At 67.0% G+C, this 12,288-nt stretch carries 10 protein-coding genes and 1 pseudogene; 6 read left to right on the top strand and 5 right to left on the bottom strand.

The features are described from left to right. A pseudogene (locus EJJ38_RS04295) lies at window positions 1-108 on the top strand (IS5/IS1182 family transposase); the annotation flags it as partial. Window positions 109-304: 196 nt separating this feature from the next. After that, window positions 305-1,531 (top strand): hypothetical protein, encoded by a 1,227-nt coding sequence (locus tag EJJ38_RS04290; protein ID WP_205666099.1) that lies wholly within the window; start codon window positions 305-307, stop codon window positions 1,529-1,531. Between the two features lie 28 nt (window positions 1,532-1,559). Here the strand turns inward: EJJ38_RS04290 and EJJ38_RS04285 are convergent, their stop codons facing one another. Together EJJ38_RS04285 and EJJ38_RS04280 are read right to left on the bottom strand one after the other, a co-directional pair. After that, a complete protein-coding gene (locus EJJ38_RS04285; protein ID WP_127088875.1) occupies window positions 1,560-2,114 on the bottom strand; it encodes an ActR/PrrA/RegA family redox response regulator transcription factor in 555 nt (184 codons plus the stop codon). Between the two features lie 100 nt (window positions 2,115-2,214). After that, a complete protein-coding gene (locus EJJ38_RS04280; RefSeq protein ID WP_205666098.1) occupies window positions 2,215-3,528 on the bottom strand; it encodes an ActS/PrrB/RegB family redox-sensitive histidine kinase in 1,314 nt (437 codons plus the stop codon). A 262-nt stretch (window positions 3,529-3,790) separates the two neighbouring features. Between EJJ38_RS04280 and EJJ38_RS04275 the strand changes: the two genes are divergently transcribed. Both EJJ38_RS04275 and EJJ38_RS04270 read left to right on the top strand, forming a co-directional pair. Further along, complete coding sequence (locus EJJ38_RS04275) at window positions 3,791-5,149, top strand: polyhydroxyalkanoate depolymerase (RefSeq protein ID WP_127088874.1); 1,359 nt, start codon at window positions 3,791-3,793, stop codon at window positions 5,147-5,149. 166 nt (window positions 5,150-5,315) lie between these two features. After that, window positions 5,316-6,038 (top strand): M48 family metallopeptidase, encoded by a 723-nt coding sequence (locus EJJ38_RS04270; RefSeq protein ID WP_245454101.1) that lies wholly within the window; start codon window positions 5,316-5,318, stop codon window positions 6,036-6,038. Window positions 6,039-6,122: 84 nt separating this feature from the next. On the opposite strand, the gene EJJ38_RS04265 is transcribed toward EJJ38_RS04270, so the two are convergent. From EJJ38_RS04265 to EJJ38_RS04255, 3 genes are all read right to left on the bottom strand, one after another. Next, the gene (locus tag EJJ38_RS04265; RefSeq protein WP_127088872.1) at window positions 6,123-6,527 is read right to left on the bottom strand and encodes a DoxX family protein; all 405 of its coding nucleotides are present in this window, start codon (window positions 6,525-6,527) and stop codon (window positions 6,123-6,125) included. 912 nt (window positions 6,528-7,439) lie between these two features. Beyond that, the gene (locus tag EJJ38_RS04260) at window positions 7,440-8,531 is read right to left on the bottom strand and encodes an AbrB family transcriptional regulator (RefSeq protein ID WP_127088871.1); all 1,092 of its coding nucleotides are present in this window, start codon (window positions 8,529-8,531) and stop codon (window positions 7,440-7,442) included. A 30-nt stretch (window positions 8,532-8,561) separates the two neighbouring features. After that, a complete protein-coding gene (locus tag EJJ38_RS04255) occupies window positions 8,562-9,755 on the bottom strand; it encodes a pyridoxal phosphate-dependent aminotransferase (RefSeq protein WP_127088870.1) in 1,194 nt (397 codons plus the stop codon). Window positions 9,756-10,011: 256 nt separating this feature from the next. On the opposite strand from EJJ38_RS04255, the gene EJJ38_RS04250 reads away from it, so the two are divergent. Together EJJ38_RS04250 and rho are read left to right on the top strand one after the other, a co-directional pair. Further along, window positions 10,012-10,602: a malonic semialdehyde reductase gene (locus EJJ38_RS04250; RefSeq protein WP_127088869.1), complete on the top strand. Its 591-nt coding sequence runs from the start codon at window positions 10,012-10,014 to the stop codon at window positions 10,600-10,602. A gap of 324 nt (window positions 10,603-10,926) precedes the next feature. Beyond that, complete coding sequence (gene rho, locus EJJ38_RS04245; protein WP_127088868.1) at window positions 10,927-12,192, top strand: transcription termination factor Rho; 1,266 nt, start codon at window positions 10,927-10,929, stop codon at window positions 12,190-12,192. Window positions 12,193-12,288: the final 96 nt, after the last annotated feature.

Here is a 12,288-nt window from a genome sequence, read left to right as displayed (position 1 = left end):
TTCGCCAAACTCAAGGACTGGCGCCGCATCGCCACACGCTACGACCGATGCGCCCACACCTTCTTCTCCGCCATCTGCATCGCAGCAACCGTCATCTTCTGGCTCTGATCAATGAGTCCTGAACCTAAGTATAACCCCTTGAGGGTCATCTCGATGGCTGTATCGAGGTAGCGTCTAAAGTAGCTAGGTCCCCGCTTCTTGTTGTCGCATGACTTTGATGCGACGGTACGTCCGAGGCTGTTTTCGGATCGAGGGTGGCATGGGGTTCCGGGCGGGTCTTTTCCTTTTTCTCCTCCTCCTGGGGGTGAGGCCCTCCCTGGCGCAGGAGATCTATATCGTCCCCCTCTCCGAGCCGAAGGACCGGACCATCTCGGTGGACCTCATCTGCCAGAAGGACGGGCGGGTCGGCCCCTTCATCAACATTTCCCGCCTGCCCCCGCGCGCGCAGCGCTCCGCCCACATCATCGCCAGCGTGAACATCGTGCGGAACGTGGATGTGTTCGACGGCACCGATCCGAACATGATCCATTTCCCCGCCACCTGGTCCTATGCGGACGGCCCGGCGGGAAAGCCGGGGCTCTATGTGGCGGTGGCCGATCTGCGGGCGCCCGAGACGGCGCCGTTCGTGGAGCGGATGCGCAGCCTCACCAATGATTCCCAGGTCTATATCCTCCAGTTCCTCTCCTCCCGCTTCATCGGCCTCCAGATCGAGCAGGAGCGCTTCCTCACCCAGATCGACAGCGCGGCTGTCAGCAATGCCCGCATCCAGGAGTGCCTGAAGTTCGCCGGGTTCGACACGGCGCTGTCGGCGGTGCGCGCGGAGCTGAAGGCGCCGGTGCAGAAGGCGGAGCTGAAGCAGCTGTGCCTCCAGACTTTCGGCTACAACCGGGCGCTGGAGGAATATGCCGGGCTCAAGCATGAGGCGGCGGCCTGGGTCTCGGGCTATGTCTCCTACCCCTTCGATGCGCGCGCCGAATGCTTCGGCGCCGCCGAGAAGGACAAGGACCGCATCACCACGTCTTTCCTGAAGGCGGCGGCCCAGGGCCTGCAACTGGACTATGCGGGCCTCGCGGCGGCGGCCCGGGCGGCGGAAATCCCCATGGCCACGCTGCTTCTGCTGAAGAAGGACTGGGGCGCGGGCGACCTGCCGGAAGTGGTGGACGCCGAGCGCAGCCGGGAGAAGGCCGATGTCGAGCGCCGGCTGAAATATGTCTATGTGCTCTATGCCCGCATCAAGTCCTGCGAGGAGGCGTTCAGCGACATGCCGAGCCGCCCCTATACGCGGGAGGAACTGGACACATACCGGGGCACCATGTCCCAGCTCTCCACCCAGTATGCGGCCGACTTCAATGCCGACGGACTGTGGGACGAGGCATCGGCCGATTACCCGGCCATGCTGTCGAAGATGCGCTCCAGCATCTGGCTCGATGCTCGGCTGGCGTCGGAAGGCTGCTCGCGAAACGGCAATACGTTCGAGGCGTTCTCGTCCAAGCTGGTGAGCCGGGCAGCCCGGCCGACCAAGGATTTCTGACGCCCGTCCTTCTGACCCCGCCGCGCCGTCAGCGCGGCGCGCGCTTGGCGAGGATGCGCTGGAGCGTGCGGCGGTGCATGGAGAGCCGCCGCGCGGTTTCCGACACGTTGCGCCCGCACAATTCATAGATGCGCTGGATATGCTCCCACCGCACCCGGTCGGCGGACATGGGGTTTTCCGGCGGCGAGGGCTTGTGGTCGCCGCTGGCCATGAGGGCGGCCACCACGTCGTCCGCATCGGCGGGCTTCGCCAGATAGTCCACCGCGCCCAGCTTCACGGCGGTCACGGCGGTGGCGATGTTGCCGTAGCCGGTGAGCACCACCGCCCGCGCGCCGGGCCGGTGGCGCTTGAGGGCGGAGATGACATCGAGGCCCGTGCCGTCGCCGAGCCGCATGTCCACCACCGCGAAGGCGGGCGGCGCGCTTTCCAGACAGGCGAGGCCCTCGGCCACGGATTCGGCGGCGGACACCGCGAAGCCTCGCGCTTCGAGGGCGCGCGCCAGACGCTGGAGGAACGAGCGGTCGTCATCGACCAGAAGGACGGAACGCTCGCTCTCGGCTTCGGGCAGGGTAGCTTCGGACATCAGGCACTTCCTCGACGCTTTTCAGCACACATATTGTTTTCGCGGCTTTTAGACCGGGATGACCCCTGTTGAGGTCAACAGGAGACAATATGTCGCAGAATTAGGCGGCGATCTCCAGCGCGTTCCGCATCCAGGAGATCTTTACCTCGGCGCCGCTATCCGGCGCAGGACGATTTTCCACCCACAACGTGGCGCCGGAGCGTTCCAGCAAGGTCTTGGCGATGAAGAAGCCGAGGCCGAGGCCGCTTTCCTCCTCCGCCGGGTCCTGCCGGTCCCGCCCGCGGCTCGTCACATAAGGCTGGCCGATCCGGTCGCTCACCTCGGGCGAGAAGCCCGGCCCGTCGTCGCGCACCACGATTTCCATGCGGGTGGTGGTCCAGCGGGCCTCCAGCTCCACCCGGCTGCGGGCGAAGTCCACCGCATTCTCCACCAGATTGCCGAGCCCGTAGATGAGGCCGGGATTGCGCGCCAGCACCGGCTCGTCCGAGCGGTCCGGCGGCAGCGCGACGGCGATGGTGATGCCGAAGTCGCGATGCGGCTGCACCACCTCCTCCAGCAGGTGGGAAAGCGGCATGCGGTCAAACGGGGCGTCGCCCGAGCCCAGCGAGGTGAGGGTCTGGAGAATGTCGCGGCAGCGCTTCACCTGGTCGCGCAGCAGGGCGATGTCCTCCGCATGGGGACTGTCCGGCGCCAGCGAGCGCTCCATCTCCTTCACCACCAGGGCGATGGTGGCGAGCGGCGTGCCCAGCTCGTGGGCGGCGGCGGCGGCGAGCCCGTCCAATTGGGAGAGATGCTGCTCGCGGGCGAGCACCAGCTCGGTGGCGGCCAGCGCGTCCGCCAGTTCGCGCGCCTCTTCCGCCACGCGCCAGGAATGCAGGCCGATGAAGCCGATGGACACGGAGATGGCCACCCAGGTGCCCGCCAGGAACAGATCGGGCAGCACCGGCACGTCCGGCCCCGCCCAGGGCAGCGGCCAGTGCCACAGGCCCACCGCCCCCGCGCAGATGGACGCGAAGCCGCCCAGCGTCACGGTGGTGGTCCAGGAGAGGGTGGTGGCCGAGATCATGACCGGGGCCAGATAGAGCAGCGCGAACGGATTGCTGAGGCCGCCGGTGAGATAGAGCAGCGCGGTGAGCTGGAGCACGTCATAGGCCAGAAGCGGGCCGGCCGAGAGATCAGTGAGGCGCTGGGCCACGGGGAAGCGCACCCGCAGCAGCAGGTTGAGCACCACCGACAGGCCGACCGCGCACAGGCAGGGGATGAAGGGCAAGGGGAAGCCCAGCATCAGATGCACCACCAGCAGCGAAACGATCTGTCCGGCCACCGCCAGCCAGCGCAGGCGAATCAGCGTGTCGAGGCGCAGGCCCAGTGTGCGGCCGTGCGCCAGAGCGGCGAAAACAGGGGAAGACATCATGATCGGTGCGCCGTCAAAAGCATCCGGAACGGAACCATAAACAATTGGAAGCGTCTCTTCATCAGAAGTCATTCTTTCTCCAGTGCTTTCGCGCGTCGCGAACGGCACCGGATCGGGCTGGTCGGATGGTGTCGTCTGTATGTACGGAAACGTTTACCTGTGCAGGACTATCGTTCCTGTCCCAGCTTTTCTGGGCAAGAATTGACCGTTTGATCGTTTCACGACACTGTCCTGGCAAAAGAAACAAGGTGAGGCAAACGTGATGGCCATCGGAGAATTCGGCGGAGTGCTGCGCCAGCCGGCGGTGACGGGGACCAATCTCTCCTCGCCGCTCTATTGGATGTACGAGATGGCCCATGCCGCGCTCAATCCCTCGCGCGCCATGGCCGATGCCAGCCGTCTGTTCTTCCGCAATCCCCTCAACCCAGCGTCCCACACCCCCATGGGCAAGTCCGTGGCGGCGGGCCTTGAACTGTATGAGCGCGCCACGCGCCGCTACGGCAAGCCCGACTGGCGCATTCCCCATGTGTCCGTGGCGGGCATGCGGGTGCCGGTGCATGTGAACACCGTGTGGGAGCGCCCGTTCTGCCGCCTGCTCCATTTCGAGCGCGCCTTCGAGCATCCCCCGCGCCGTCCCCAGCCGCGCCTCATCGTGGTGGCGCCCATGTCCGGCCATTACGCCACGCTGCTGCGCGGCACGGTGGAAGCGTTCCTGCCCACCCACGACGTCTATGTGACCGACTGGATCGACGCCAAGCTGGTGCCGCTGGCGGAGGGCGCCTTCGGCCTCGACGATTATGTGGACTATCTCATCTCCATCTTCCGCAGCTTCGGCGGCGACTGCCATGTGCTGGCGGTGTGCCAGCCGGCGGTGCCGGTGAGCATGGCGGTGGCCCGCATGGAGCAGATGGAAGATCCCTATGCGCCGCGCTCCATGATCCTCATGGGCGGCCCCATCGACACCCGCCAGTCGCCCACCGCCGTGAATTTGCTGGCGCAGGAGCGGGGCATCGACTTCTTCCGCCGCAATGTGATCACCCAGGTGCCCTGGCCCCATCCCGGCGCCATGCGCGCGGTCTATCCCGGCTTCCTCCAGCTCAACGGCTTCATGAGCATGAATCTGGACCGCCACCTGATCGCCCATGCGGACCTGTTCCGCCACCTGATCCGGGGCGACGGCGATTCGGCGGAGAAGCACCGCGAATTCTATGACGAATATCTCGCCGTCATGGACCTGGACGCCCGCTTCTACCTGGAGACCGTGGAGAGCGTCTTCATCACCCATGCCTTGCCCAAGGGCGAGATGACCCATCGCGACGAGCCGGTGCGCATGGAGGCCATCCGCAACGTGGCGCTCATGACGGTGGAAGGGGAGAAGGACGACATTTCCGGCGTCGGCCAGACCTATGCCGCCCACGGTTTGTGCCCCCATATCCCCGAGGAGAAGCGCGCCCATTGGCTGCAGCCGGACGTGGGCCATTACGGCGTGTTCAACGGCTCGCGCTTCCGCGCCGAGATCGCCCCGCGCATCTCGGACTTCATCCTCTCCCAGGAACTGCCCCGCCGCGCGGACGGGAGCGCGGGCGTGACCACCCTGCGGCCCCGCATCGTCACAAGCTGAGGAGGGCGCGCCCGACCGGTGTCATCGGCTGTTCCCTTTTCGTCCCAGTGCGGATTAGACTCATCGGGACGTGATTCCCCAGCCCGGTTTGCCGGGCGGGGCGCACCGAAACCCCGCATGGGCCTTTGATCGCATGCTGTTTCGCCGGCAGGACAGGGCGCCGAAAGTGCGCCCGCCCGAGACTATCGAGCTTGCCCTGGAGGGCGAGGTGGTGCGGGTCGCCGTGCGCCGCCACCCCTCCGCCCGTCGCCTCACCTTGCGCGTGCGCGCCGCCACGCGGGACGTGGCCCTGACCGCGCCGCCCCAGGTGTCGCTCGCCACCGCCGATGCCTTCGTCCAGCGCCACCGGGGCTGGGTGCAGGCGCGCCTCGTGCGGCTGCCGGAGAATGTGCCGTTCGCGGACGGCTCCGTGGTGCCCCTGCGCGGCGAGCCGCATCGCATCGTCCACCAACCCGGCGCCCGCGGCACCTGCTGGGTGGAGCGGGACGCGGACGGGGTGGGCCTGATCTGCGTGGCCGGCGACCAGCCCCATCTGGCGCGCCGGGTGCGTGACTTCCTGAAACGACAGGCGCGGGCGGACCTGCTGGAGGCGGTGCGCCGCCACGCCGCCGCCCTGAAGGTGGAGGTGGGGCCGGTGACGCTGCGCGATACGTCGAGCCGCTGGGGCTCCTGCGCGGCGGACGGGGCGCTGTCCTTCTCCTGGCGGCTGATCTTCGCGCCGCCCTCGGTGCTGGATTATCTCGCCGCCCATGAGGTGGCGCACCGGCTGGAGATGAATCACGGGCCGCGCTACTGGCGCAATGTGGAGCGCATCTTCCCCGCCCGGCGCACGGCGGAGGCCTGGCTGCGCGCGAACGGCGCGGGGCTCCACCGGTTCGGCGCGGAATAACTTGGGTGCGGAATAGTTCGGGCGCGGAATAGGCGCCTGTTCGGACAAGAGAAAGGGGAGGAGATGCCTCCTCCCCCGTCCGGCCTATTTGCGTGCGCCCACGGCGTAGCGACCGGCGCCCGCCACGAAATAGAACATGGTGCCGCCGATGAGGCCCAGATTCTTCAGGAACTGGATCTGCTGCATCATGGCCGGGCCGGCTTCGGTGATCTCCCAGAAGCGGTGCGCGGTGAGCGTTGCCACCAGGATGAAGCCGCCGGTCAGAACGGCGGTGATGCGCGGCACAACGCCCAGAATGAGCAGGATCGGAAGCGCGGTTTCCGCCACGCCCGCGACGACGGCCATGGCCTCGGGCGCCGGAACGCCCATGCGGGTCATGTAGCCGGTGGTGCCGCCGAGATCCAAAAGCTTCTTCACGCCCGACGGCAGCAGAAGCACGGCGATGAGGATCCGCCCGGCAAGAAGGGCGAGGTTGTCGAGGAACGTCATGGCTGGGTCTCGCTTGGGTCATGGCGCAGGCGCCGGTGCGACGCTTTTGGTGCGGGCCTTCCTTTCGCGCAATGCGGTCTCGCAACACATGCGTGTGATCGTTTTCTGGATCTCCTACAGGAAATGACGCTGATCATTCGGCGAACCGAAGTCATCGGCGGGGCGGATACACCCCTTCAGGCCCGCCTTCACATCTGCGCGCCGGGTGATTACCTGGAGGAAACCCATATGCGGTGAAGGCTGGGGCAGTCACGACGCATCATGCGGCGGGAAACCGATCCTTCGACTTTCGGAGGGTGGCACCACTGCCGGGCTTCGGTCGCGCGCATGACCTGCCCGATGCGCTGCGGGCGGCAGGCGATGCCGCGATGCGATCCCTCGCGGCGTTTCACAGTAGATTCCAAGTCATAAAACTGTATCATAGTGCCGTCACAACGTGTGATATTTTCTATCTTAGCGTCACGGTCGAGGTTGCAGGCGCCATGGCTATTCAAGCGACGGCGGGGCACGCAGAGGGCGAAGACCGCGTTACGGCTTGAGCGGTCCGACGGTTTTGGAGGTACCCGCACTCTCGCACTCCGCGCCGGTTGAGGGCGGAGGGCCAAAAAGTGTTGTGGTTGCCGGACGGGTACGGTGCTAACGGTTTCGCTTCAGGTTAATGGGGCGAAAAATGAACGGTGAAACAATCGCATCGCGCGCGGAAGCCGGCCCGGACGAACATGTGACTCCGACGTGCCGTCCGTCGAGCGATGGGCGCCGGCCTGCATGGGTGCACCCGCACTGCCGGGAAGTGCACATTGCCAGCGTGACGCTGGCGTCAGGCAACGGCGTTGTCGACGCGGCAGTTCTGTCCTGAGAGACGGGTCAGAACTACGGGCCCGTCCTGAAAAACGGCACTGAGCCCGCTGCGGCTCAGTCCCCCTTTTCCCGCCCCACCTGGAACAGCAGGTGGGCGAAGACCGGCAGCGCCACGGACAGCCCGGCGAAGCGGAAGATGTGGTGGGCGCTCATGAAGGCGGGGTCATAGCCGAGCGCGAAGCCGAGCACCGTCATGGTCTCCAGCGCGCCGGGGGCGAAGGCGGTGATCATCTTTCCCGCATCCTCGCCCGTCACCGCCGCCGCCGCCAGCGCGCAGGCCAGCGAGATGGCGAGCGCCACCACGAACGCGCCCAGCGAGGCGAGCAGGCAGTCCTTCAGGGTGGCGAGCGTCGTGCCCTTGAAGCGCACGCCCACCCCGGCCCCCAGGATCACGAAGGCGGGCACCATGAGCAGATCGGGGATCTGGGCATGGGACCAGTCCATGGCATGGAGCAGCGCGCTGGCCGCGAGGGCGCCGATGAGCATGCCCCCCGGTATCCGCGCGCGCGCCGCCAGCAGGCCGCCGGCGAGGCTCGCCAGCAGCAGCAGCGCCACCTCCAGGACCGAGGACGCCGTGCCCGCGGGCATCGCCACAGGGGCGCTCATGTCCACGCTGCCCACCCGGCCGAGGATCTGGGTCAGCAGGGCCACCAGCAGGAACAGCCGCACCGCCTGGGCGAAGGCGACGCGCCGCATGTCGGCCTCGCTCGCCGCCGCCATGGCGAGCACGGCCGAGAGCGCGCCGGGGGCCGAGGCGTAATAGGCCGTGGCGAGGCTCCAGCCCGCCACCTTGCGCAGGAACAGCGTGACCGCGCCCATCACGCCCACCACGCTGAGCGCCAGGAAACCCATGCTCACAGGCCAGGTGGCGGCCTGGCGCAGCATGTCGGGGGTCAGCGCCGTGCCCATGGAGGCGCCCAGCACCAGGAAGCAGGCGAAGCGCAGGGGTTCGGGCAGGCGGGACGGCGCGCCTGACAGCGCCTGCACCGTCACCGCCACCAGCGCGCCGGACATCCAGGGCGCGGGCAGGCCCAGGAGGAAGAAGCCGATCGCGCCCGCGCTCGCGACGGCAAGCGTCAGCAGCGTCGGCTTGAGGGCGACGCGGAAGCGGGTGCGCAAGGCAGTGAAGGAAAAGCGGCGCGGCATGAAGCGATAGGGCTCGGACGGTCGGGACGATCAGGCGCGGGCGGAAATCCAGGTGGCGAGCCGCCGCGCGGCTTCGCCGAGCTGGCCTTCCCCGCGCGCAAAGCACAGGCGCATGAAGCCCTCCCCGCCCGGCCCGAAGGCGGTGCCCGGCGCGATGCCGACCCCCGCCTCGTCCACCAGCGTGAGACCGAGGCGGCGCACGTCCTCCTCCCCCTCGATGCCGAAGAACAGGTAGAAGGCGCCCGGCGGCTTGGCGAGCCGCACCCGGCCGGTGGCGAGCAGCGCATCCGCCACCAATTCGCGTCCCGCGCGGGCGCGGGCCACCTGCTCGGCCACGAAGCCGTCGCCGTCATCCAGCGCGGCGATGGCGCCCCGCTGCATGAAGGCGGCCACGCCGGAGGTGGAATATTGGATGATATTCTCGATGATCTGGCCCAGCGCGGGATGGGCCTCGATCCAGCCGATACGCCAGCCGGTCATGGCCCAGTTCTTCGAGAAGGTCTGCACGAACAGGATGCGGTCTTCCGGCTCCATCACGTCATGGAAGGACGGCGCCCGCCCGCCCGCATAATGGAACTGGCCGTAGATCTCGTCCGCCACGATCCACAAACCGTGGCGCCGCGCCAGATCCAGCACGAAGGCGAGGTCATCGAGCGTCGCCACGAAGCCGGTGGGATTGGCGGGGGTGTTGAGGAAGATGGCGCGGGTGCGCGGCGTGACGGCGGCGGCAAAACGCTGCCGGTCCAGCGTGAAGCCCTCCGGCCCATAGGCGAAGGGCACGAACACCGGCACGGCGCCCACCTTCTGCGCGGCGGCGGGCGCATTGGGCCAGACGGGAGAGGGAATGAGGATTTCGTCGCCCGGCCCCAGCGCCATGGCGAAGGCGGTCTGGATGGCCTGCATGCCCGAGCCGGTGACGAAGAAGCGCTCGGGATCTTCAGCCATGCCGTAGAGGCGGGCGTGATAGCGCGCGAGCGCGGCGCGCAGGTCCGGCAGGCCGCGCTGCCAGGTGTAGAAGGTCTCGCCCCCATGGAGCGCGCGGGCGGCCGCCTCGCAGATGAAGGCGGGGGTCGGTACGTCGCCCTCCCCGGCCCAGAGCGGGATGGTGCCCTCGCGGCGGCGCCCGTAATTCATCACCTCCACGATGCCACTCTCGGGAAGATCCCGCACATGCGCGCGGACCTGATCGATCATGGCGTCGAGGGCGGGAGACGAGACGGGCATGGGGATTTCCAGGATGCGGCGGGACAGGCGCGCGGACCATAGACGGGTTCGCCGCACCGCGCCTCTGTGGATTTCTCAAGGCCGGGCTTTGGCCCTTGCGCCAGACGTGGACCTCGCCTGACCTTGCGGCATTGCACCGCTGCAAGGGGTGTCTTGCAGCACGGGGGCTTCAAACCGGGCGCCAAAACGCCTAGCTGGAGGATGAGGCCGCCTGCGCGGCCACCTTCCTTAGGTGTAATCCTGCACAGGTGTGACCATGACCTATCGCGTTGACCCTGCCGCCCTCGACACGCTGTTCTTCAAGGCGCGCTCCCATAATGGCTGGACCTCCCAGCCCGTCACCGACGCCGAGCTGCGCTCGCTCTATGAGGTGATGATCCACGGCCCCACCTCGGCCAACACCCAGCCGGCGCGCCTGGTCTTCCTCACCACGCCCGAAGCCAAGGAGCGCCTGCGCCCGGCGCTCATGGAGGCGAATTTGAAGGCGCTGGCCGCCCCGGTCATCGCGCTCATCGGCTATGACCTGGAATTCTACGACAAGATCCCCCAGCTGTTTCCCCACAATCCCGGCTTCCGCGACCTGTTCGTGAACAATCCGGGCATGGTGGAGCCCCACGCCTTCCGCAATTCCTCGCTCCAGGGCGCCTATTTCATCATCGCCGCCCGCGCCGTGGGCCTGGATGTGGGCCCCATGTCCGGCTTCGACCCGGCCAAGGTGAATGCGGAATTCTTCCCCGACGGCAAGGTGAAGGTGAACTTCATCGCCGCGCTGGGCCATGGCGACGAGACCAAGCTGTTCGACCGCCTGCCCCGCCTGCCCTTCGAAGAGGGCGCGCAGGTTCTCTGAGCCGGTCGCTTTTCTTGACGTTTGCGGGCCGCGCGGACCTTCCGCGCGGCCCTTTTTGCGTCCGTTTCCCGTTTCGCTGCGTGAAATGCGCCCAGCCGCCCGGCGGGGGGCTTGCGCGAGGCGGCGCGACTCCGCTAATGTTCCCCTGCTTTCCCCAACGCAGGCGATACGCGCTTCGCTTCTCCGGTCACATCAGAGACTCGGGTCGGCGCGTGAGGCGGAGCCAGATCACCCGGCTTTCCTGAAGACCTGCGGCTCCCCCAGCCCGGTACCCGGCTTCCTTCCGAAGTCGCATGCCCATTCAAGCTTTTGAGGCTTTCCCCGATGCGGGAAGTAAAACTCCAGGATCTCAAGTCTAAAACCCCCGTCGAGCTGCTCGCCTTCGCCGAAGAAAATCAGGTGGAGAATGCGAGCACCCTGCGCAAGCAGGAGCTGATGTTCGCCATTCTCAAGCAGCTCGCCGCGAGCGAGACCGAGATCATCGGCGAGGGCGTGGTCGAGGTGCTCCAGGACGGCTTCGGCTTCCTGCGCTCCCCCGACGCCAATTATCTGCCCGGCCCGGATGACATCTACGTCTCCCCCTCGCAGATCCGCCGCTTCGGCCTGCGCACCGGCGACACGGTCAACGGCCAGATCCGCTCGCCCAAGGAAGGCGAGCGCTATTTCGCGCTTCTCAAGGTCAACACGATCAATTTCGAGGACCCCGAGAAGGCGCGGCACAAGATCAATTTCGACAATCTCACGCCGCTCTATCCCGACGAGCGGCTGAAGCTGGAGCTGGAGGATCCCACCAAGAAGGATTTCTCCGCCCGCGTCATCGACATCGTCTCGCCCATCGGCAAGGGCCAGCGCGGCCTCATCGTCGCCCCGCCCCGCACCGGCAAGACCGTTCTGCTCCAGAACATCGCCAAGTCCATCACCGCCAACCATCCGGAATGCTTCCTGATCGTGCTGCTCATCGACGAGCGGCCCGAGGAAGTCACCGACATGCAGCGCTCGGTGAAGGGCGAGGTGGTCTCCTCCACCTTCGACGAGCCGGCCTCGCGCCACGTCCAGGTGGCCGAAATGGTCATCGAGAAGGCCAAGCGCCTCGTGGAGCATGGCCGCGACGTGGTGATCCTGCTGGATTCCATCACCCGCCTCGGCCGCGCCTACAACACGGTGGTTCCGTCCTCCGGCAAGGTGCTCACCGGCGGCGTGGACGCCAACGCTTTGCAGCGCCCCAAGCGCTTCTTCGGCGCGGCGCGCAATATCGAGGAAGGCGGCTCGCTGACCATCATCGCCACCGCGCTCATCGACACCGGCTCGCGCATGGACGAGGTGATCTTCGAGGAGTTCAAGGGCACCGGTAACTCGGAAGTCATTCTCGACCGCAAGGTGGCGGACAAGCGCGTCTTCCCGGCCATCGACATCACCCGCTCGGGCACCCGCAAGGAGGAGCTGCTGGTTCCCCCGGACGTGCTCAAGAAGATGTATGTGCTGCGCCGTATCCTCAATCCCATGGGCACGGTGGACGCCATCGAGTTCCTGCAGGACAAGCTCCGGCAGGTGAAGACCAATGCGGACTTCTTCGACTCCATGAACACCTGACCGGACACCTGACGGCCCGTCCGTCAGGCTCCCGGCATCCGACATTCCAAGGCGCCGCTCCCCATGGGGCGGCGCCTTTTCTTTTGTCTTTCGCCC

The sequence above is a fragment of the Aquabacter cavernae genome (assembly GCF_003993795.1).
GTDB lineage: Bacteria > Pseudomonadota > Alphaproteobacteria > Rhizobiales > Xanthobacteraceae > Aquabacter > Aquabacter cavernae.
Note: the sequence above shows the minus strand (reverse complement) of the source record. Positions and strands in the feature narration are given on the sequence as shown.

Coding starts and splice junctions, on each gene's coding strand:
- EJJ38_RS04255 (WP_127088870.1), bottom strand. CDS start 9,755: ATGCCCGTCTCGTCTCCCGCCCTCGACGCCATGATCGATCAGGTCCGC.
- EJJ38_RS04280 (WP_205666098.1), bottom strand. CDS start 3,528: ATGATGTCTTCCCCTGTTTTCGCCGCTCTGGCGCACGGCCGCACACTG.
- rho (WP_127088868.1), top strand. CDS start 10,927: ATGCGGGAAGTAAAACTCCAGGATCTCAAGTCTAAAACCCCCGTCGAG.
- EJJ38_RS04260 (WP_127088871.1), bottom strand. CDS start 8,531: ATGCCGCGCCGCTTTTCCTTCACTGCCTTGCGCACCCGCTTCCGCGTC.
- EJJ38_RS04285 (WP_127088875.1), bottom strand. CDS start 2,114: ATGTCCGAAGCTACCCTGCCCGAAGCCGAGAGCGAGCGTTCCGTCCTT.
- EJJ38_RS04275 (WP_127088874.1), top strand. CDS start 3,791: ATGGCCATCGGAGAATTCGGCGGAGTGCTGCGCCAGCCGGCGGTGACG.
- EJJ38_RS04250 (WP_127088869.1), top strand. CDS start 10,012: ATGACCTATCGCGTTGACCCTGCCGCCCTCGACACGCTGTTCTTCAAG.
- EJJ38_RS04265 (WP_127088872.1), bottom strand. CDS start 6,527: ATGACGTTCCTCGACAACCTCGCCCTTCTTGCCGGGCGGATCCTCATC.